The organism is Micromonospora sp. NPDC049559 (assembly GCF_040676675.1).
Lineage (GTDB): Bacteria > Actinomycetota > Actinomycetes > Mycobacteriales > Micromonosporaceae > JBFAPK01.
The window spans coordinates 22,271-40,594 of sequence record NZ_JBFAPK010000025.1; the positions used below are offsets into that span (position 1 = coordinate 22,271).

Annotated in this window: 16 protein-coding genes; 10 read left to right on the forward strand and 6 right to left on the reverse strand. The window is 72.3% G+C overall.

Annotated elements, in window-relative coordinates; translation table 11 throughout:
- The first annotated feature begins 121 nt into the window (after nt 1–121).
- Together AB0J86_RS24450 and AB0J86_RS24455 are read left to right on the forward strand one after the other, a co-directional pair.
- On the forward strand, nt 122–6,397 hold the full coding sequence (locus tag AB0J86_RS24450) for an RHS repeat-associated core domain-containing protein (protein WP_363859925.1): 6,276 nt from the start codon (nt 122–124) through the stop codon (nt 6,395–6,397).
- On the forward strand, nt 6,391–6,921 hold the full coding sequence (locus AB0J86_RS24455; RefSeq protein WP_363859926.1) for a hypothetical protein: 531 nt from the start codon (nt 6,391–6,393) through the stop codon (nt 6,919–6,921). The genes AB0J86_RS24450 and AB0J86_RS24455 overlap by 7 nt, the downstream gene beginning before the upstream one ends.
- A 147-nt stretch (nt 6,922–7,068) precedes the next feature.
- Here the strand turns inward: AB0J86_RS24455 and AB0J86_RS24460 are convergent, their stop codons facing one another.
- Nucleotides 7,069–7,584 carry an ATP-binding protein gene (locus AB0J86_RS24460; RefSeq protein ID WP_363859927.1) on the reverse strand — a complete coding sequence of 172 codons (516 nt, stop codon included), beginning with the start codon at nt 7,582–7,584 and terminating at the stop codon, nt 7,069–7,071.
- Between the two features lie 125 nt (nt 7,585–7,709).
- On the opposite strand from AB0J86_RS24460, the gene AB0J86_RS24465 reads away from it, so the two are divergent.
- Both AB0J86_RS24465 and AB0J86_RS24470 read left to right on the forward strand, forming a co-directional pair.
- Nucleotides 7,710–8,927: a DUF5931 domain-containing protein gene (locus AB0J86_RS24465; RefSeq protein ID WP_363859928.1), complete on the forward strand. Its 1,218-nt coding sequence runs from the start codon at nt 7,710–7,712 to the stop codon at nt 8,925–8,927.
- A gap of 61 nt (nt 8,928–8,988) precedes the next feature.
- Complete coding sequence (locus AB0J86_RS24470) at nt 8,989–9,627, forward strand: response regulator transcription factor (protein ID WP_363860011.1); 639 nt, start codon at nt 8,989–8,991, stop codon at nt 9,625–9,627.
- A gap of 12 nt (nt 9,628–9,639) precedes the next feature.
- Here the strand turns inward: AB0J86_RS24470 and AB0J86_RS24475 are convergent, their stop codons facing one another.
- Nucleotides 9,640–10,497 (reverse strand): helix-turn-helix transcriptional regulator, encoded by an 858-nt coding sequence (locus AB0J86_RS24475; protein WP_363859929.1) that lies wholly within the window; start codon nt 10,495–10,497, stop codon nt 9,640–9,642.
- A 101-nt stretch (nt 10,498–10,598) separates the two neighbouring features.
- On the opposite strand from AB0J86_RS24475, the gene AB0J86_RS24480 reads away from it, so the two are divergent.
- Both AB0J86_RS24480 and AB0J86_RS24485 read left to right on the forward strand, forming a co-directional pair.
- Nucleotides 10,599–11,576 carry an SDR family NAD(P)-dependent oxidoreductase gene (locus AB0J86_RS24480; RefSeq protein WP_363859930.1) on the forward strand — a complete coding sequence of 326 codons (978 nt, stop codon included), beginning with the start codon at nt 10,599–10,601 and terminating at the stop codon, nt 11,574–11,576.
- Nucleotides 11,577–11,585: 9 nt separating this feature from the next.
- Nucleotides 11,586–12,092 carry a tetratricopeptide repeat protein gene (locus tag AB0J86_RS24485; protein ID WP_363859931.1) on the forward strand — a complete coding sequence of 169 codons (507 nt, stop codon included), beginning with the start codon at nt 11,586–11,588 and terminating at the stop codon, nt 12,090–12,092.
- A 14-nt stretch (nt 12,093–12,106) separates the two neighbouring features.
- Here the strand turns inward: AB0J86_RS24485 and AB0J86_RS24490 are convergent, their stop codons facing one another.
- Together AB0J86_RS24490 and AB0J86_RS24495 are read right to left on the reverse strand one after the other, a co-directional pair.
- The gene (locus AB0J86_RS24490) at nt 12,107–12,679 is read right to left on the reverse strand and encodes a DUF5709 domain-containing protein (protein WP_363859932.1); all 573 of its coding nucleotides are present in this window, start codon (nt 12,677–12,679) and stop codon (nt 12,107–12,109) included.
- 95 nt (nt 12,680–12,774) lie between these two features.
- Nucleotides 12,775–13,680 carry an ATP-binding protein gene (locus AB0J86_RS24495; RefSeq protein ID WP_363859933.1) on the reverse strand — a complete coding sequence of 302 codons (906 nt, stop codon included), beginning with the start codon at nt 13,678–13,680 and terminating at the stop codon, nt 12,775–12,777.
- Between the two features lie 299 nt (nt 13,681–13,979).
- Between AB0J86_RS24495 and AB0J86_RS24500 the strand changes: the two genes are divergently transcribed.
- Nucleotides 13,980–15,014: a right-handed parallel beta-helix repeat-containing protein gene (locus tag AB0J86_RS24500; protein ID WP_363859934.1), complete on the forward strand. Its 1,035-nt coding sequence runs from the start codon at nt 13,980–13,982 to the stop codon at nt 15,012–15,014.
- 68 nt (nt 15,015–15,082) lie between these two features.
- Here the strand turns inward: AB0J86_RS24500 and AB0J86_RS24505 are convergent, their stop codons facing one another.
- Nucleotides 15,083–15,316: a winged helix-turn-helix domain-containing protein gene (locus AB0J86_RS24505; RefSeq protein ID WP_363859935.1), complete on the reverse strand. Its 234-nt coding sequence runs from the start codon at nt 15,314–15,316 to the stop codon at nt 15,083–15,085.
- Nucleotides 15,317–15,600: 284 nt separating this feature from the next.
- Between AB0J86_RS24505 and AB0J86_RS24510 the strand changes: the two genes are divergently transcribed.
- The 3 genes from AB0J86_RS24510 (at nt 15,601) to AB0J86_RS24520 (ending at nt 17,372) form a co-directional block, all read left to right on the forward strand.
- The gene (locus tag AB0J86_RS24510) at nt 15,601–15,735 is read left to right on the forward strand and encodes a hypothetical protein (protein ID WP_363859936.1); all 135 of its coding nucleotides are present in this window, start codon (nt 15,601–15,603) and stop codon (nt 15,733–15,735) included.
- A 33-nt stretch (nt 15,736–15,768) separates the two neighbouring features.
- On the forward strand, nt 15,769–15,939 hold the full coding sequence (locus AB0J86_RS24515; protein WP_363859937.1) for a hypothetical protein: 171 nt from the start codon (nt 15,769–15,771) through the stop codon (nt 15,937–15,939).
- Between the two features lie 230 nt (nt 15,940–16,169).
- Nucleotides 16,170–17,372 (forward strand): glycosyltransferase, encoded by a 1,203-nt coding sequence (locus AB0J86_RS24520; RefSeq protein WP_363859938.1) that lies wholly within the window; start codon nt 16,170–16,172, stop codon nt 17,370–17,372.
- 76 nt (nt 17,373–17,448) lie between these two features.
- On the opposite strand, the gene AB0J86_RS24525 is transcribed toward AB0J86_RS24520, so the two are convergent.
- Nucleotides 17,449–18,288 (reverse strand): hypothetical protein, encoded by an 840-nt coding sequence (locus tag AB0J86_RS24525; RefSeq protein WP_363860012.1) that lies wholly within the window; start codon nt 18,286–18,288, stop codon nt 17,449–17,451.
- Nucleotides 18,289–18,324 lie beyond the last annotated feature (36 nt).

Below are 18,324 nucleotides of genomic sequence, written 5' to 3' on the forward strand. Positions count from 1 at the left end.
TCGGCCACGAGTGGATTGCGTGAGGCATCCGGTACGTGTCGTGGTCGCACGGGGAGGCGATGGCATGGGCAGTCGGACGTTCAGACGTGCCTGGAGAACAACGAAACCGCTATCCGTACTGATGGCATCGGCGCTGGTCGGCAGTCTTGCCGGCGCCGTACCTGCGGTGGCGGCGGTGGCGGCGGAGCAGTTGCCCGCCGGCCAGCCGACGAAGTCGGTGCCGGTCCGCGAGGCCGGCGTCCAGCCGCTGCTGCCGGACCCGGCGGAGGAGAAGGCGGTCAAGGGTACGCCCATGGTGAGCTGGCCGGCGCCGGGTTCGGCGACGGTGGAGCTCGGTACGGCGGGCGGGACCGGTACCGCGTCGGCGCTGGCCGCCGGCGGCCGGGTGAAGGCCGGCAAGCTGCCGATCTCGGTCGGCGCGGCGGCCCCCGCGGCGGGCACCGCCCGGGCCGCGGTGGCCGAGGAGGCCCCGGGCCGGGTCAAGGTGGACCTGGTCGGGCGGCACGCCGACGGGCTGCTGCTCAAGGTCGCCCGGGCCGACGGCGTGGCCCGGGCCGGGCGCGTCTCGCTGGAGGTCGACTACTCCACCTTCGGCAACGCGTACGGCGGTGACTGGGCGACCCGGCTGCGGCTGGTGGCGCTGCCCGAGTGCGCCACGGCCACGCCCGAGCGGGCCGAGTGCCGGGGTACCCCGGTGCCCACCCGCAACAATGGTTCGGGCAAGTTGAGCGGCGACGTCGCGGTCGCCGTACCGGGCAGCGGGCTGGCCGCCACGGGCGCCACCTCCTCCGGTCTCTTCGCGGTGGTCGCCGCCGCGGCCGGTACCGCCGGCAACTTCGGCGAGACCTCGCTGTCGCCCAGCTCGACCTGGCAGGCCGGTGGCCCGTCGGGCGACTTCAGCTGGAACTACCCGATGGAGATCCCGCCAGCGCTGAACGGGCCCGTCCCGGAGCTGGCGCTGAACTACTCCTCTGGCAGCGTCGACGGCCGGACGACCGGCACCAACAACCAGCCGTCCTGGGTCGGTGAGGGCTTCGAGCTGGCCCCCGGCGGCTTCATCGAGCGCCGGTACACCCCCTGCGCCTCCGACATGAAGAACGGTGCCAACAACACCACCAAGACCGGTGACCTCTGCTGGGGCACCGACAACCTGTCGTTCGCGCTGAACGGCCAGGGCGGCGAGCTGATCCGCGACGACAGCACCACCGCCGAGATCTGGCGCCCGCGCAACGACGACGGGTCGCGGGTGGAGCACCTGAAGGACACCAGCCTCGGCAACGGCGACAACAACGGCGAGTACTGGCGGATCACCACCCGCACCGGTACGCAGTTCTACTTCGGGCGCAACAAGCTGCCCGGCTGGGCCAGTACGCAGCACGCGCAGACCCAGTCGGTCTGGACCGTGCCGGTGTACGGCAACCACACCGGCGAGGAGTGCCACGCCTCCACCTTCGACGCGTCCTGGTGCCAGCAGGCCTGGCGCTGGAACCTCGACTACGTGGTGGACACGCACGGCAACACCGCCAGCTACTACTACGGGCGCGAGATGAACAACTACGCGCGCAACCTGACCGCCAGCAAGGTCTCCCAATACACCCGCGGCGGCTACCTCACCAAGATCCAGTACGGCCAGCGGGACGGCGAGGTCTACACCAAGCCGTACGTGGGCCAGGTGACCTTCACGATCGCCGACCGCTGCATCCCGGGGACCACCTGCGCGACCACCTCGCCGGCCAACTGGCCGGACGTGCCGTGGGACCAGTCCTGCACCAGCACGACGAGCTGTACCAACAAGTACACGCCGACGTTCTGGACGCAGAAGCGGCTGAGCAAGGTCACCACCCAGGTCTGGAACGGCACGGGGCCCACGGAGGTGGACTCGTGGACCCTCACCCAGACCTACCCGGACCCGGGCGACGGTACGAAGGCGCGGCTCTGGCTCGCCTCGATCCAGCACACCGGTCTGACCGGCACCAGCACCTCGCTGCCCGCGGTCAACTTCGACGGCGTGCAGATGAACAACCGGGTCGACGGCAACGACAACATCCCGCCGATGAACTGGTGGCGGATGAAGGCGGTGCGCAACGAGTCCGGCGGCGAGATTCGGGTGACCTACTCGCCGAAGGAGTGCGCGTACGGCACCAACCTGCCGGCGCCGGACACCAACACCAAGCGCTGCCACCCGCTGCGGTGGACCCCGGAGGGGCTGGGCGAGCGGACCGACTGGTTCAACAAGTACGTGGTGACCGAGGTCAGCGAGTCCGACCGGACCACCGGGTTCGAGCCGGAGATCTCCTCGGTCGAGTACGTGAGCCCGCCCGCCTGGCGGCACGACGACGAGGACGGACTGGTCCCCGAGGACCGCAAGACCTGGAGCCAGTGGCGCGGGTACGAGCGGCTGCGGGTGCGCAAGGGCAAGCAGGGCCAGCCCCGCTCGCTCACCGAGCTGGTCTACTTCCGCGGCATGGACGGTGACCTGACCGCCACCGCCGGGGTCAAGAAGAACGTCTCGATCGTGGACTCCACGAACACGTCGTGGAAGGACACCGACCAGTTCGCGGGCCTGGCCCGGGAGACGATCACCTACACCGCGGACGGCGGGACCATGCTGTCGCGGACCATCACGGACCCGTGGCTCTCGCCGCCGACCGCGACCCGTACCCGTTCGTGGGGCACCACGAGCGCGTACCAGGTGCAGCAGAAGAAGATCAGCCAGGGCGAGACGATCAACGGTCAGTGGCGGGAGACGGCCACGGCGCACACGTACGACGACTCCGGCACCCTGCTGGAGGCGGCGGACCTGGGCAACGTCGCCGACCCGGACGACGACACCTGCACCAAGTACACGTACGCCCGCAACCAGTCCGTCTGGCTGCTCGACCTGCCGTCGCAGACCCGTACGTCGATCGGGTCGTGCACCCGGCAGCCGACGGGTGCCGGCGACATAGTCTCGGACGAGCGGTACTACTACGACGGTAGCGACACGTTCGGCGCCGCGCCGGTGCGCGGTGACGTGACCCGTCGCGAGGAGATCAACGGCTGGGCGAACGGTGCGGCGACGTACCTGACCACCATGCGGGCCGCGTACGACGTGCACGGCCGGCTGGTCGAGCAGACCGACGTGCTGGGCGCCAAGCAGACGTTCGGCTACACGCCGGCGACCGGCGCGCCGACCACCAAGGTGGTGGCGACCAACCCGCTGGGCCAGACCACGACCACCACGCTGGACCCGACCCGCGGGACGGAGCTGACGGTCACCGGCCCGGACGGCAGCCGCAGCGTCACCCAGTACGACGCGCTGGGCCGGGTCACCAATACCTGGTTGCCGGGCCGGGACACCAGCCTGTCGCCGAGCGCGACGTACCAGTACGTGATCCGCACCGACGGACCCAACGTGGTGATCGCCAGCACGCTGGAGTCCAACGGCGGCTACCGGACCGAGTACCAGCTCTTCGACGGGAAGATGCGGCTGCGCCAGACGCAGACCCCGTCGCCCGCCGGCGGTCGGGTAATCAAGGACGTGGTCTACGACTCGCGGGGCCGCGAGGTGAAGGTCAACGGGCCGTACTACAACGACGCGCCGCCCGGGGACCAGCCGGTGATCCCGCAGGAGGACCTGCTCCCGGCGCAGACGGTGACGGTCTTCGACGACGCGGACCGGCCCACCAACGAGATCTTCAAGGTCGAGGGGGTGGAGAAGTGGCGCACCACGCACGTGCACGAAATCGACCGGCAGCACACCACGCCGCCGCTCGGCGAGACGCCCACCACCCGCATCCTCGACGCGCAGGGTCGGCTGGTCGAGCTGCGGCAGTACAAGGGCACCACGACCAGCGGTCCGTACGACGCGACGAAGTACACGTACACCAACTCCGGGCAGACCAAGTCGATCACCGACTCGGCCGGTAACGTCTGGAGCTACGACTACGACGCCCGGGACCGGATGATTCGCAGCGTGGACCCGGACCAGGGCACCACCGAGTACACCTACGGCGACGGCAACGAGATCCTGACGGAGAAGGACTCCCGGGGCGTGGTCCTGGCGTACGAGTACGACGCGCTGGGCCGAAAGACCGCGATCCGGCAGGGTTCGGCGACCGGTCCGAAGCTCGCCGAGTGGACGTATGACAAGCTCGCCGACGGTACGCCGGCGCCGGGGCTGCTCGGCACCGCGACCCGCTACGTCGACGGTCGGGCGTACACCACGGCGGTCAAGTCGGTCGACGGCGCGGGCCGGGTGACGAAGCAGACGATCACCATTCCGGGTGAGGAGGGGCGGCTCGGCAACACGTACGAGTTCGGCACCGCCTACTACCCGGACGGCGAGGTGGCGAGCAAGACGCTGCCGGGCGTCGGCGGGCTGCCCGCCGAGACGCTCACCTACGGCTACAACGCGCTCGGGCTGCCGACGACGCTGACCGGCGCCACGCCGTACGTGACCGGCACCTCGTACACGGAGTTCGGGGAGCAGAAGCAGGTCAACCTCTCCACTGGCGGCAAGTGGCTGCGCCGCGACTTCAGCTACGAGTTCGGTACCCGCCGCCTCAGCAAGGCGGAGACCCGGCGGGAGACCGGACCGCAGCTGATCGCCAGCGTCGGCTACGAGTACGACCAGGCCGGCAACGTCACGAAGATCACCGACGCGCCGGACCCGGCGAGCGGCTCGATCACCGACACGCAGTGCTTCAAGCACGACTCGCTGCGGCGGCTGGTCGAGGCGTGGACCCCGGCCTCGGGGGACTGTGCGGCCGCACCGGTCGCGCAGCAGTTGGGCGGGCCGGCCCCGTACTGGCACGCCTGGACCTTCGACAGCGTCGGCAACCGGAAGACCGAAACCCGGACCGCGCCGAGCGGTGCCGCCACCAGCAGCACCTACGAGTACAACGCGGCCGGGGGTGCCCAGCCGCACGCGCTGCGGAAGGTGACCACCACCTCGTCGACCGGTACGAAGGTCGACCAGTACGACTACGACTCGGCCGGCAACACGAAGTCGCGGGTGCAGGCCGGTGTCGGCCAGACCCTGGAGTGGGACGCCGAGGGCCACCTCTCCAAGGTCACCGAGAACGGCAAGGTCACCTCGTACGTCTACGACGCCTCCGGCGAGCGGCTGATCCGGCGCGACGACACCGGCAGCACGCTCTACCTGGGCGACACCGAGCTGCACCTGGACACCGGTGGCGGCCTGGCCGCCGTGCGGTACTACAACCACGGCGGCAGCACGGTGGCCATGCGCACCGGCCGGGACGGGCGGGTGACCTGGCTGGTCTCCGACCACCACGGCACGGCCGAGCTGGGCGTGGACGAGGGGACCCAGATCATCCAGCGGCAGCGGCACGACCCGTACGGTTCCGACCGCGGCACCGGCACGCCGAAGCTGGCCGGTGACCGGGGCTTCGTGGGCGGCTCGAAGGACGACTCGACCGGGCTCACCCATCTGGGCGCCCGCGAGTACGACCCGAACACCGGACGGTTCATATCCGTCGACCCAATGATCGACTTCGACGATCCGCAGGCGATGCACGGGTACGCGTACGCCAACAACAGCCCGGTGAGCTTCACCGACCCGGACGGCCGGGCGTACGTGACGCGTATGGTCACCAGTTACCGCACGGTGTACCAGACGATGATCCGGAAGGTGGTGGAGATCGTGCGACTGATCATCACCATGATGGTGAAGCTGATCTTGGCCATCTTCGCCAGCTTCTGGGTGCCGCGGCAGATCGTGGTGGTCAAGCACATCATCCGCTACATCAAGTACCTGGTGAAGCGCCTGGTCAAGGTCGTCAAGATGATCAGAGTCTGGGTACAGACGAAGAGCAAGAAGGCGAAGCTACGACTAGCCAACAAGATCAATAAAGAGCTGAACTCGATCAAGGCGACGGCCAAGGCGTTCCAGAACTACCTGGCCGCGCTGGAGGCGGCGGCCCGGCTGCGGGACATGGTCCAGCGGGCGCTGATGGAGGCGCTGAAGGACGACCGGAAGGGCGGGTCCAACCCGTTCAAGATGGGCCTCGGCTGGCTGTCCAAGCACAACCCGATACCACTGATCACCAGAGGCCAGTCGTGGCTGATCGGCGGGATCACGGAGAACGCGGTCGAGCTGACCGGCGGTTCCTGCTCCACCATGGAGGGGATCCGGGTCTGCAAGACGCGGTGGCCCCTGTACGGCGGCAGCGGCACGACGTACGGCGACACCTTCGTCACCGACAAGAACGCCAACCCGGACTCGGACATGCTCAAGCACGAGAAGGTGCACCGGGACAAGCAGTGGCGCAGGTACGGCTCGCTGTTCGGCCCGATGTACCTGACCGAGCTGATCCGCACCGGCGGCAACGGCTGCAAGAACATCTACGAGATCCAGGCCGGTCTCGCGGACGGAAACTACCTCCCTTGCTGATCCGGCATCGACGGCGTTACCTCCTGGCTCTGGCGGGGCTGATCTGCCTGAGCCAGGGGGCCGCCGACTGCTCCCGGGCGGGCGGTCAGGTCCGCTACCAGCTGGGCTACGCGGAGGTGGCCGGGAAACCGGCGGTCTACGCGCCGCTCTGTCCCGACGACGAGGTCCGGGGCGTACGGGTCTACGCCGCCCCGGACCCGGACAAGGGAGGCAACTTCACGCTGCTCTGGCAGGCGGAGACGCCGCGCGTCGACGCGGCCCGGAAGGGCCTCGTGGTGCTCGGTGACGACAGCCAGTTCGAGACGGTGAAGCTGGCGCCGCCGGCCAGCTTCCCCCGCCGCCTGTCGGTCAGCGTCGACACGGTCAGCGGCGCGGGACCCTCGGAGAACCGCGAGCACTCCGCCGACCTGCCGGACTATCCGGCCGGCACCCCGCTGGCCGAGATGACCTTCGAGACGGCGGGCGGGTCGCGCTCGGCCGAACAGGTACGGCGGTTCGTGGAGGACCAGCACCCCTGCGGGTGAGGCACTGCGAAAGGACCCCCGGTCACCGGAGCACGGTGACCGGGGGTCCTTTCGCATGCCTGGGGCGCGTCGGTCCGTATTGACGGCCGTGCCTCCGCTCGTCGGCCTGTATCGACGGCCGCGCCTCCGCTTGCCGGCGGGGGGGCGTCAGCCCGCGGCGAGGCCGTCCGGCTCGGGCTGGCCGACGAGGCCGCCCGCCGCCTCGGTGGCGAGGCGCTCCGGCGCGGGTTGCTCGATCGCCGTGCCGACCCGTACCGTCGTCCCGGCCGCCCCGGTCAGCACCCGCATCTCGTCGCTGAGCTGCCGGGCCAGCCACAGCCCCCAGCCCCCCGCCGTACCGGGCTCCGGCCGCTGCCCGGACTCGTGCTCGACGGAGTCGAAGCCGACGCCGGCGTCCGAGACCTCGCAGTACACGGTCCCCGCCTCGTGCCACAGCCGCAACCAGCCCCGGCCGCCGCCGTGCCGCACCGCGTTCGTGATCAGCTCGTTCACCGCGAGCACGAAGTCGTCGAGGCGCTGCCCACGGAGCCCGGCCGCCGCGGCGCAGCCGGAGACGCTGTGCCGCACTTCGGTCACCTGGCCACGATCGAAGGTCTCGGCGATGAGCGGTACGGGTTCGACGGGCAGAACCGTGTGCGGCGCGAGGGGATCTTCGTCAGACATGGCCTCGTCCCGCCAATGATCGTTAGCGCGTACGCGCCCCTCCACCCTACGTCAACAGCAGGTGGGATGCACTTTGCCGGCGACCGCCTTGCCCGGCGGTGGCGGGCCTGTGACATCGTCGGGGCGTGCCCGACGCGCCCGGTGGACTTCAGGTGCCGCTCTGGCGGGCCATCGCCGTCTTCCGTTTCGCCGCGCTGGCGTACGTCCTGGTCCTGGTCGTACGCAACGTGCGCGACTACGCCCACCCGCTCGGCGCCGTACCGGTCCTGCTCGTGATGGCCGGCTGGACGGTCTTCGCCGGCTACGCGTACGCCCGGCCGAGGCGCCGCGGCTGGCCCCTGCTCGCCGCCGACCTCGCGGTACCGGTGGGGGTGTTGCTCGTCACGCCGTGGGTGGTCGGCCGGCCCGCGCTCGCCAGCGGCGTACCTCCGCTCGCGGTCGCCTGGCTGGCCGGGCCGGTGCTGGCCTGGGCGGTCTCCGGCGGGCGGAGCCGGGGCGCCGCCGCGGCGCTGATCCTCGGCGCGGTCGACCTCACCGTCCGGGAGCGGCTGACCCAGTCCTCGACCACCGGGGCGGCGCTGATGCTGCTCGCCGGCCTCGCCGTGGGGCACGTGGCCCGGCTGGCGGTCGCCGCCGAGGAGCAGCTGCAACGCGCCGTCGAGCTGACCGCGGCCACCCGGGAGCGGGAGCGGCTGGCCCGGGACATCCACGACTCGGTGCTCCAGGTGCTGGCGCTGGTGCAGCGGCGCGGCGCACACCTCGACGGGGAGGCGGGGGAGCTGGCGCGGCTCGCCGGGGAGCAGGAGGCGGCGCTGCGGTCGCTGATCGCCAGCGGCCCGCCGGACGAGGGCGGCGCCGGCGGCGGCCTGGCCGACCTGCGTACGGTCCTCGGCGGGTACGCCTCGCCGCAGGTCTCGATCGCCTCGCCGGCCACCGCCGTGCGGCTGCCCGAGGCGGCGGCCCGGGAGCTGGGCGCCGCGGTCGGGGCCGCGCTGGACAACGTGGCCCGGCACGGGGGCGGCCGGGCCTGGGTGCTGATCGAGGACGAGGCGGAGGAGATCGCCGTCTCGGTACGCGACAACGGGCCGGGGATCCCGGCGGGGCGGCTCGCCGAGGCGGCCGGGCAGGGGCGGCTCGGCGTCGTGCAGTCGATCCGGGGGCGGGTCGAGGCACTGGGCGGATCGGTGGAGATCACCTCGGCGCCCGGGCAGGGCACCGAGGTCGAGCTTCGCGTCCCGCGAGTGCCGCCTGTCCCGGGCGTACCGGAGGTTCCGGGCGTCCCCGCTGTACCGCGTGCCTCCCGTGTCCCCCGTGTCCCGCGTGTCCCGCGCCCTCGCTCATGATCAAGTCTGGTGGCCGGCCGCTATGCTCGGGCGCGTGAGCGAGGCGGCACCGATCCGGGTGATGGTCGTCGACGACCACCCGATGTGGCGGGAGGGGGTCGCCCGCGACCTGACCGAGGCGGGGCACCTGGTCGTGGCGACCACCGGCGAGGGCCGGCAGGCGGTCCGCATCGCCGGCGCCACCCGCCCGGACGTCGTCGTGCTCGACCTGCAACTGCCCGACATCTCCGGCGTCGAGGTGATCCACGGCCTGGTGGCCGCGGTGCCCGAGGTGCGGGTGCTGATGCTCTCGGCCAGCGGCGAGCAGCAGAGCGTGCTGGACGCGGTCAAGGCCGGCGCCACCGGCTACCTGGTGAAGTCAGCATCGCCACGGGAGTTCCTGGAGGCGGTGACCCGTACCGCCGCCGGCGAGACGGTCTTCACCCCGGGCCTGGCCGGTCTGGTGCTCGGCGAGTACCGCCGGCTCGCCATCGCGCCCGCGCCGCGCGACGAGCCGGGCGACGCCCCGCGCCTGACCGACCGGGAGACCGAGGTGCTGCGCCTGGTCGCGAAGGGGCTGTCGTACCGGCAGATCGCCGAGCGGCTCGGACTGTCGCACCGTACGGTGCAGAACCACGTACAGAACACGCTCGGCAAGTTGCAGATGCACAACCGGGTCGAACTCACCCGGTACGCCATCGAACAGGGCCTCGACGGCTAGCGGGAATCCCGCCTAGCGGCGTCGATGCTGGTCGACGAGGGTCTGGGTGCCCAGGACGACGGCGAGGGCGAGGCGTTCGGCGTCCTCGGTGCCCGGTTCGGCGGTGTAGACGGTGATGCGGAGATCGTCGACGGCGACGACGAGCGTGTCGCAGTCCAGGGTGATGCGTCCGACCGCCGGGTGGTCGACGACCTTGCGTTTCGACGGGTCGGACAGCGGCGGGGCTGGAGCGTCCCACAATTCGGCGAAGCGGGCGCTCCTGTCGGCCAGTTCGGCGATCAGCCGGCGCAGCGCGTGGTCGCCGGGGTAGCGCGAGGCGGTCAGGCGCAGGTCGGCGACGAGCCGGGCCTCATGGTCGGCCTGCTCGACCGGGGTGTGCACGACTCGGGTGGGCAGGCCGGCGAGGTTGCGCCAGACGGCGTTGCGTTCCAGGCCGCGCCAGGTGGAGGTGTCACCCATCAGCGCGTCGTACGGCGCGTTGGCCAGGACCAGGGTCCAGCTCGCGTCGTAGACCACCACCGGGGTGTGTGCGAGCCGGTCGAGCAGCCGCTGCACGCTCGGGGTGACCCGCGACGGCACCATGTCCAGGCCGGGCGCGGCGTGCCCGGCCAACCGGTACAGCAGGTCACGTTCGGTGTCGGCCAGGCGCAGGGCCCGGGCCAGGGCCTCCACCACCTGCGCCGAGGGTGCGGTCGCGCGGCCCTGCTCGAGCCGGGTCAGGTAGTCGGTCGAGATGCCGGCGAGCGCGGCCAACTCCTCACGGCGTAGACCGCTGGCCCGACGGCGCCGCCCGACGGGCACGCCGACGTGCTCCGGTGCGACCCGGTCGCGCCAGCGGCGCACCGTACGGCCGAACTCCCACGCTTCCACCCGTCCAGTCTGCGCGAGCCCGAGGAGGATGTCCTGGCCCTGGCAGTCCTACGAAAAGCGCACGACTGCCTGACGCCGCGCCGGGCCCGCAGCCTGAGGCCATGACGTCCACCGAACCCGGAACCGTACTGATCACCGGCCCGACGCGTAACCTGGGCCGCCACGCGACGCTCGCCCTCGCCGAGCGACGCGCCGACCTGCTGCTGGTCGGCCGCGCCGGGCCGGACCTGACCGTGATCGCGAGCGAGGCCCGCGCCCGCGGCGCGCGGGTCCGCGAGATCGGCTGCGACCTGTCGCGCCTGGCCGACGTCCGCGCCGCCGCGGCCACCGTACGCGACCTGCTCGCCTCCGGCACCGTACGCCCGCTGCGCGCGCTGGTCGCCAACGCCGGTGTCATGTCGGCCGACACCCGCCGGGCCTCCGCCGACGGCTACGAGCTGACCTTCGCCGTCAACTACCTGGCTCACGCGCAGCTCATCGGAGACCTGCTCGACTCGTTCACCGCCCCGGCCCGGGTCGTGCTGGTCGGCTCGAACACCTACCACGCCAACCTGTGGCGCCGGATGCTGCACGTGCCGGAGGCCAGCTGGGCGGACCCGGTCGAGCTAGCCCGTCCCGCGGGCGGCGACACGAACCCGGGCATGACCGAGGCCGGGATCGCCTACTCCAACGCGAAGCTGGCGATCCTGTACTACGCGCACGAGCTGCAACGCCACGTCGGCGCCGGAATCAACGTGTCGGTGTTCGAGCCCGGCTGGATGCCGGGTACCGCTCTGGGCCGCCACGCCCCCCAGGCGTTCCAGGCGATCGGCCGCGCCCTGGGCCGCGTTCCGGGTGTTTCCACCCCGCGACGCTCGGGGCCACTGCTGGCCGCGGTCGCCGTGGACGAGAAGTGGGCGCACCTGCGCGACGGCGCGTTCGTGGTGAAGACGAGGCTGACGAACGTGCGGCCGGTCGCCCTCGACCGCGACCGGGAGCGGCGCCTGTGGACGGTCACCGCGGAGCTGCTGGAACGGGCGGACGCGGCGCGAATCCGTACACTCCACCAGGACTTCCCAGGTCCGCACCGACGAGCATGAGGAGGGGCGATGGACCCGAACGCCGACTGGGAGCGGCGCAGTACCGAGCTGTGGGCGGCCTTCGACGCGGCGCCCGAGGCGTGGGACGAGGCGGAGTTCCGGGAGCGGGTGGGCGCCCTCGTCGACGAGTTGGGGCCGGACCATCCGGTGGCGGCGTTCGAGCGCGCCTGCGCCTGGGACTCCACCGGTCACTCCGACCGAGCGATCCCGCTCTACCGCAGGGCGCTGGAGCTGGGCATCGACGGCATCCGGCGGCGGCGCTCGGTGATCCAGCTGTCCAGCTCGCTGCGGAACGTCGGGCAGGCCGAGGAGAGCGTGCGGTTGCTGACCGAGGAGCGCGAGCGCGGCTCCGACGAACTCGACGACGCGGTCAGCGCGACGCTCGCGCTGGCGCTGACCAGCGTGGGTCGGGAGCGGGAGGCGGTGTCGATCGCCGTCGGGGCGCTCGCCCGGCACCTGCCGCGCTACCGGCGTTCGATGGCCAACTACGCCCGCCTCCTGGTCGAGCCCGACTGACCGGGGCGCGCGGGTCAGTCGGTACGCGGCGGCGGGTCGGTCTCGTTCACGGCCAGCTCCTCGGCGCTGGCGCCGCCGCCCGCGGCCCCCGCGTCGTACGCGATCGAGTCCGGCTCGTCGTCGGTGCGGGCACCCTGGTCCGGCTCGACCAGCCGCCCGATCGGCGGCGCGGTCTGCCCGCCCAGTTGGCCGTGGTCGTAGAGGGAGACCGGCGAGTTCGGGTCCGAGGTCGGGCCGGGATCCATCACGTCCGCGTCCAGCTGGGCCTCGGCGGCGGCCTGCTGGCTGTCGGCCTCGGCCGCGATCGCCGGGTCCACCGGACCGGCGAGCGGGTCGTCGACGTCCGGCTCCAGCTGCTCACGCGCGATCTTGTAGTCGAGCGACTCGCCGTCCAGCTGTTCCTCGGCGGTGTTGCCGAAGTGGTCCGCGGCGAGGAACTCGTCGGCCGGCAGCGCGGCCGGGTCGAGCCCGTCCGCCTCGCGGCCGGTCAGCACGTCGTCGCCGGCGGTGGAGTCGTCGTCGGCCGTGCCGGGCAGTCCCTCGGCCTCGGGATCGGACACGGGGGTCGGGTAGTCGTCGTAGCGCATGAGGTCTCACTACCCATCGCCGCACCGACCATAACCGCAGCGGTCAGCCGCCAACCGGGACATCCGTCGCAGACGGCGCCTTACCGCCCCTCGGGTCAGTCCAGGTGCTCGTCGTCGGCGTGCAGTACCGCCCAGACCAGCTTGCCGTCCGGCAGCAGGCTGGTGCCCCAGCGCCGGGCCACGGTGTCGACCAGCAGCATGCCCCGGCCGCCGGCCGAGGTCGGCGGTACGGTGCCGTGGAAGGTCGGCGCGTCCCGCGAGTAGTCCCGTACGCCGATGTGCAGCGCCCGGCCGCGCGGCGTCAGCGCGACGGCCAGCGGGGTGGCCGCGTGGGCGACCGCGTTGTTGACCATCTCGGTCAGCGCGATGCACGCCGATCCGGCCAGCTCCGGTACGCCCCACCGCGCGCACCCCTCGGTGGCCAGCTCGCGGGCCTCGCGGGCGGCACCGGCGGCCGGCGCGAACTCGGCGCGCAGCGGTCGCGCCGCCTCGGGCTCGCCGAGCAGCGCGAGCGCCTCGGCCAGGCTCTCCCGCACCACCACCTCGACCCCGTCCCACCCGGCGTCGGGCCCGGCCTCGGGGAGACAGAAGGTGAGCCGGCCGGAGGGCCAGTCGGCCGTCTCGCGGGCCACGGCGGCGAAGACCGAGAGCGCCGCGGGCTCGGCCACCCGCAGCCGCGACACGTCGACGACGGCGGCGGGGGTGGGCTGGTCGGCGAGGCAGGCCAGCAGCGCGCCGCGAACCGGGCCGGCGGCTGCCCCGTCGAGCACGCCCACGAGCCGGACGAGCGAGTGGGACCTTCCGGTCTCGACCAGGAAACGTACGCCGGCCGTGCCGCCGGGTCGGGCCGTCGTGGGGGAGGTACCGGACCCTTGGGCTGTGGACATGGTGGTCACTGCCTTACGCGTCGTTCCGGGCCGCTGCGGCCGCCGTACCGGCAGGATCGCCAGCCGGGCGGTGCGGGCTGTGGCGTCGATCGGGAGGGTCCATTCGTCGTCCATGGTCAATTCTTCTGCTCTGGCCTCTGGTTATTTGCCGGTACCCAGGCCGGCGCCGCTTCATGCGGCCGTCGCCGATCGGTTTCGCCACCTGGGACGCGAGCGCGACCACGTCGGGGTGCCGGGCGCCGGCCCTGGTCGGGGCCCCGGTACCGGCCCGCCGTCGAACGCGCCGGCCGGCGGCGGGGCCGCATGTCCATCAGCATAGGCGGCGGTGGATCGGTTTCTCGGTGGGAAATCGACAGAAATCATCGCCTGGTCGGTCCGGTGACCGGCGATCCGACGATCAAGGGAGTTGAGCCATGCCCGGAACAGCACCGGTGGCCGCCGGAGCGGCCTGCCTCGCGCTCGCGGTCGCGCTACCGGCGGTCCCCGCCGCCGCCGGACCCGTCGGCGAGCTGACCGTGTACGTCGATCCGAGCCGGGCCGTCACCGCCGGAGCCCGTACCGGCCTCGCGCCCGAACGCGCGGTCGCCTCCGTCGAGGCGGCACAGGAGATCCTGCGCGCCCGGGGGGTGCGGCGGGCGAGCGTACTGCTGGCGGGCGGCACGTACGGGCCGATGCGGGTGACCTGGTCCCCGCCGGGCGGGCGGATCACGTTCGGCCCGGTCGGCGCGGCGGCGGTGACCGTCGACTGCGCCACCTTCGACGACGGCAACACCAACACCGAGTACGGCATGACCGTCACCGCAGACGACGTCACGGTCACCGGGTACGTCTTTCAGAACTGCCGCAACGGCGGGATCCGCGCCGCCGGCAGCTCGGGCAACCGACTCGTCGGGCTGACCGTGACGGGCAACACGTTCCGGCGCCTCGGCAGCAAGTTCCAGAGCGGCCCGGGCACCGGCTACGGCGGCGTCCACGCGACCTACACGACGGGCCTGACGGTGCAGGACAACCTCTTCCAGAACCTGGAGAACACCGACAGTCCCGGTTCGATCCACGGCGTCTACGCCGCCAACCTCGCCACCGGTACCCGCGTCGTCGACAACCGCTTCGAGTTGATCTCCGGCGATCCGATCCGCACCCGCAACCGGGCGGACGACACGACGGTCGACTCGAACAAGTTCTGGAAGACGGGCGCGTACGCGATCTTCAGCGACTGGCGGTTCGACGACGAGGCGTGCGGCACCGACGGGCTCTTCGACAACAACCAGGTCGGCACCACCACGTACAACAACGACCGCTGGAACGAGGACGCCCAGGGAAGCATCAACCCCGTCCGGGTCCGGCTCTGGGGACACGACGCGGCCAGCAACGCCAACCTCGGCGGCTGCGCCAGCGACCCGATCGTCTTCGGCGGCCACAACAGCTACGTGAGCACCAGGCCCTGGTAGGGCCACGCAACGGGGAAGGGCCGCGCCGCTCATCGGCGCGGCCCTTCGCTCTGCGGTTGACCCGTGGGCTATTTCGGCTGGCCCACGTAGGTCCCGCGTTGCGGCACCGTGTACACCAGTCCGCGCTCTCGGAGCAGCGCGACGGCGCGCCGGGCCGTGCCGCGAGCGATGCCGAATTCCTGGACGAGCGCGGTCTCGCTGGGGATCGGCCGGTGTGGAGCGAGGTCTCCGTTCGCGATGCGGGCGGCCAGGATGTCCGCGACCTGTTGGTAGACCGGGACGGGACCGTCTGGATCGATCATGAGTGGACGCTATTCGACCATGCATGATGGCAGTTCTTTAGATACGTCTCTGGACGTACATGCTCGTACACATCTACCCTTGGTTAGCGCTCGCGTTCGGTTGGCAACGAACGCGATCGCGCCAGAGGGCGGTCCGGCTCCGTGACAGCCGTCTCCGGGGCCGGACCTGCCGATACGTCGAAAGGAGACCGACCGTGAGCTGCTCAGCCGTCGCGCCCGAGCCCTGGCCGCCGCCAGCCGCTCGCGTTCTGCCCGCCGGCCGGTCCCCGGTACCCGGGCTCCCGATGGGCCTCCGGGACATCTGCGTACGGTGCGCCGCCAGCGGTCGGGGGCCGCACCACTGCATCGAGCGCGACGGCGGCGGGCCGTACGCGTACCTGCGCGACTGGCGCTGCGACTGCCCCTGCCGGGCGGCCTGATCCGTGGCCGGGCGCGGGCAACCGGGGAGGCGGGTGTCGTACGACGAGTACCTGTTCGCCGCCGCGCTGACCCTCGCCCGCCGCCACCGCCCGGTCTGGTCCTGGTGGAAGTGGCGGCGGATCTGCCGGTGCGGCAACGACCTGCCCTGCCGGGCCAGGCATCGCATCCCGATCAACCGGGGCCACTGGCCGGACGAAGAGTAGGTCGACGCGGCGGGCGGGACGCGAGGCGTACCAGGGGATTCCGTGCCCGGCGGGACGGGTGAGGCGCGCCGCGCGCGTCGGGGACGACGGGCCTGGCGGGGCGCCCGAGGTCGGGGCGGCGCCGGGCGTCGCGGCGGCGCTGGCTGAGTTGGCACGTTTCGGCTCGGGATGGGCCGGTTAATGGGAGCCTCTGATCGGAAGCCATTGGTGCGTTCTACGCGGAGGTGAATATGCGTGTCGGCCTGGTCTGCGCACACGCCGGGCCGCCCGGCCCCGCGCCGGAACAGACCGCCGGTACGCATCAGCACGTCGCCCGGATCGCCGCCGAACTGGCCGTCCGGGGGCACGACGTGCGCGTCTACCAGCGCCTGGACGACCCGGACCGGCTGCCGGCCGAGCAGCGGGACGGCTATCGGGTCATCCGCGCGCCGGTGGGGCCGCCCGCGCGCACCTCGACCGGCGAGCTGGTTGCCCTCGTACCGGAGTTCAGCCGCTGGCTGCTGGACGACTGGTCCGGCGACTGGCGCCCGGACGTGGTGCACGGGCACTTCTGGATCGGTGGGCTCGCGGCGGCGAGCGCGGTACGCGAGACCGCCATCCCGGTCGTGCAGACCTTCCACTCCCTCGGCGCCGAGCAGCTGCGCCACCTCGGCGACGAGTACCCCGGCCCGGAGCAGCGCGTCCCGCTGGAACGCGCGCTGACCCGGGCCGTCGACATGGCGGTCGCCCAGTGCACCGACGAGGTGGACGAGCTGACCCGGATGGGTTTGCGGCGGGCGGCGGTGACGATGGTGCCCGGCGGCGTCGACACGGAACGGTTCCACCCGGACGGCGAGGCGGCGCCGCGCGACCGGCAGGCGCGGATCCTGTCGGCCGGCGGGCTCGGCCCCGGGCACGGGCAGGAGGACCTGATCCTCGCGCTGCGGCTGGTCGGCGACGCCGAGCTGGTGATCGCCGGCGGCCCGCCGGAGGACTCGCTCGCGGGCGACGCCGAGGCGCGCCGGCTGCGCGAGCTGGCCGACCGCAGCGGCGTCGGTGACCAGGTACGCCTCGTCGGCGGCGTCCCGCACGAGCAGATGCCCAGCTGGTACCGCTCGGCGGACGTGGTGGCCTGCACCGCCCGGTACGCCTCGGCCGGGCGGGTGCCGATGGAGGCGATGGCCTGCGGGGTGCCCGTGGTCGGGTACGCCCTCGGCGGGATCGCCGACACCGTCGTGGACGAGGTCACCGGGCACCTGGTCAAGCCGGGCGACGCGCGGGACCTGGGAATACGCCTGCGCCGGCTGCTCTCCGACGACGCCGAGCGGTTCGCGTACGGGCACGCCGCGGTGGACCGGGTGCGGTGCAGCTTCACCTGGGACCGTACCGCCGGCGCGCTGGAGCGGCTCTACGAGCGCGTGGTCGAGCGGCGCCGCCCCGTCGTGGTCGCCTGACCGCCACCGCGCGCGCCCGACCTCGTCGATCTAGGGCAAATCCTCGTGGTTTGATCTCCAATCACGGGGATTTGCCCTAGATCGACGAGGAGGTCAGCCGCGATCTCGGTACGGCGTGGTGGTGCTGGGGCTCGGCGTACCGGGTCAGCCCGATCACGGCCGCCAGCGTGATGGCGAACCCGAGCGTGGCCAGCCACTCCCGGCCCGGCCAGATCTTGTCGTTGAGCAGCGTCAACCCGACCACCGCGGCCGGTATCGCGCCGGCCGCGTCCATGGCGGCGACGGCGGCCGTGGTGGAGCCGCGCTGCATGGCGAGCCCGAGCAGCAGCTGACCGACCACGGAGTGGGCGACCAGCAGGTAGAGCAGCGGGCTGCGGAAGCAGCCCTCGACCGAGCCGACCGAGGCGAGTGGCCGGGCGGCGACCGCGGCGGCCGAGAAGGCCATGCCGGCGAGCGAACCGAGCGCGACCGAGCCGGGCGAGCCGTGCAGGCGTACCGCGAAGACGCCGAGCACGGCGATCACCGCGAGCGTGACGACCAGCGCGATCAGCCCGGCGAAACCGAGCTGCCGCGACGGCGCCGGCCGGGCGGCCACGACCAGCGCGGTGATCCCGACGAAGAGCAGGACCAGCAGGGCCACCTCGGCGGCCGGCAGCCGCCACTTGAGCACCAGCACGCCCAGCAGGGCGGTCACCCCCAGGCCGGCGGCCACGCTCGCCTGGACCAGGAAGAGCGGCAGGTCCCGCCGGGCCAGGAAGGCGAGCACGAAGCCGAGCATCTGGCAGCCCAGTCCGACCAGGTAGGTGCGGTGGCCGGCCAGCCGCAGCAGCAGCCCCGGATCGAAGGTGTGGTGCACGGTGGTCCGCGCCGCGGCGATCGACTGGAGCAGGTTGGCGACCCCGTACGCGACGATCATCGCCGCCAGGAACCACCATCCGCCAGAGGACACCTG